Here is a 1,819-nt window from a genome sequence, read left to right on the forward strand (position 1 = left end):
ATCGCTCGTATTTAGTGAACATTCATCAAGTAAAAGAGATAAGTGGAAACGCTCAAGGCTACAGTTTAATACTAAAAAATTGCCCAGAAGCAGTACCAGTTTCTCGCAGTAACATTACTTTCTTCGAAGAGCAGATGGCACATCTTTAGTGCAAGCGTGTTATTCGTCCCAAATCTTTGCTGCCTATCCCAAGCTCATTTTTCGTAGTTTTTCCTATCGTATGTTTGAAGAAATGGAAAATATACGACGACACGACTTAGACTGGCTCCGGGTGTTGGTATTCGGACTCCTTATCTTTTATCACGTAGGAATGCTATTTGTTCCGTGGGGTTTCCACATCAAAAATAACCGTATTTACGACTGGCTCATCTACCCCATGTTATTTCTCAATCAATGGCGACTTCCGATTCTGTTCGTCATATCAGGGATGGGTACGTACTATGCCCTTTCTAAACGAATTGCTCTACAGTTTTCTCTGGAGAGGCTTAAACGATTATTAGTTCCCTTGGTGTTTGGCATGTTAATTATTGTACCGCCTCAGGTTTATGTAGAACGCTTATTGAAAGGTCAGTATCAAGGAGGTTACTTTGATTTTTGGCCCACCGTAGCCTTAACAGGTATTTATCCCGAAGGTAATTTAAGTTGGCACCACCTTTGGTTTTTACCTTACCTTTTGCTGTTTTCCTTAGTACTAATTCCGCTATTTGTTTTCCTCCGAAAGCACCCTGAAAAACGTTTCTTGGGTTGGCTGAAGCAGCAGACTAAACAGCATTTAGGGTTGTATTGGTTTGCAGTACCGCTCTACTTGGTAGAGTTCTTTATTGAACCATTTTTTCCGGTTACTCACGCGCTGGTGGACGATTGGTTCACTATTATTAATTACTTGCTGCTGTTTAGCTTCGGCTATCTGTTGATTTCGGTTCAAGATGAGTTCTGGATAGCGGTGAAACAGCATCGAAAGAGATACCTATTAGCTGGTGTACTCGTATTTACGCTGTGGCTCACGGTCGTTCTTCAGTTTGAAGACTCTCTATTAATCCACGGAATGGAGGCCCTACTGAAAGTACTTAATCTCTGGTCGTGGATCTTGGCAATTTTCGGATATGCTGCTTACTACCTGAACCGTCCTAGCAAAGTTTTATCGTACGCTAATCAAGCCGTATATCCGTTCTACATTCTCCATCAAACAGTTATGCTAATTATTGCGTACTTCTTAATTGATTGGAAAGCAGGGTTAGTGCCGAAATTCATCCTATTAATGGTAGGGACATTCGGAATCACTTGGGTACTTTATGAGTACGGTATTCGGAGGTGGCTCCTACTAAGACCGCTATTTGGAATGAAAAAATTGCAGAATACGGAAGTGGCTTAAGGTAATCTCGCTCTTAATAATAATTACCAACCCATGAGAGTAGATCAGTATCGTCCTAAAAAGACGTTGTTTAACTAATCTTTCAGATAATAACGAAGATACGAAAGATCAGAACTTAGGGCACTTTTTGCAGTGTCGCTTGCCGGGTTTTTTGTACTTCTTGCAGCACTTTTTAAATACACATTCTTCGGAAAGAAGCCCTGATTTTTTCTCGAAGCTACCGATGGTGCTTTTATCTTCCGCGTAGTGTTGGTGGTCTAGTGTCATACTTCTCGTTTGAGTGGATTATTTTACGCTTCTCCTTCCTCACCTTCGGATTTCTGGTAGACAATTTTAGGAATTCGTTCGTCAATAAGAATCAAATCCATACCTGAATCGCCCATAATATCAAATAATTCTAGTGCCCGGCGAGCTACGTATTCTTCTTCTGTTTGCTCCAGTACATAC

Annotated in this window: 2 protein-coding genes; both read left to right on the forward strand. The window is 41.0% G+C overall.

The window, feature by feature from the left end; translation table 11 throughout:
* Nucleotides 1-14: 14 nt before the first annotated feature.
* Nucleotides 15-149: a hypothetical protein gene (locus WBA23_RS03825; protein WP_424580923.1), complete on the forward strand. Its 135-nt coding sequence runs from the start codon at nt 15-17 to the stop codon at nt 147-149.
* An 83-nt stretch (nt 150-232) separates the two neighbouring features.
* Complete coding sequence (locus WBA23_RS03830) at nt 233-1,372, forward strand: acyltransferase family protein (RefSeq protein ID WP_424580922.1); 1,140 nt, start codon at nt 233-235, stop codon at nt 1,370-1,372.
* The last annotated feature ends 447 nt before the right edge of the window (nt 1,373-1,819 follow it).

The organism is Tunicatimonas sp. (assembly GCF_049647865.1).
Classification (GTDB): Bacteria; Bacteroidota; Bacteroidia; order Cytophagales; family Cyclobacteriaceae; genus Tunicatimonas.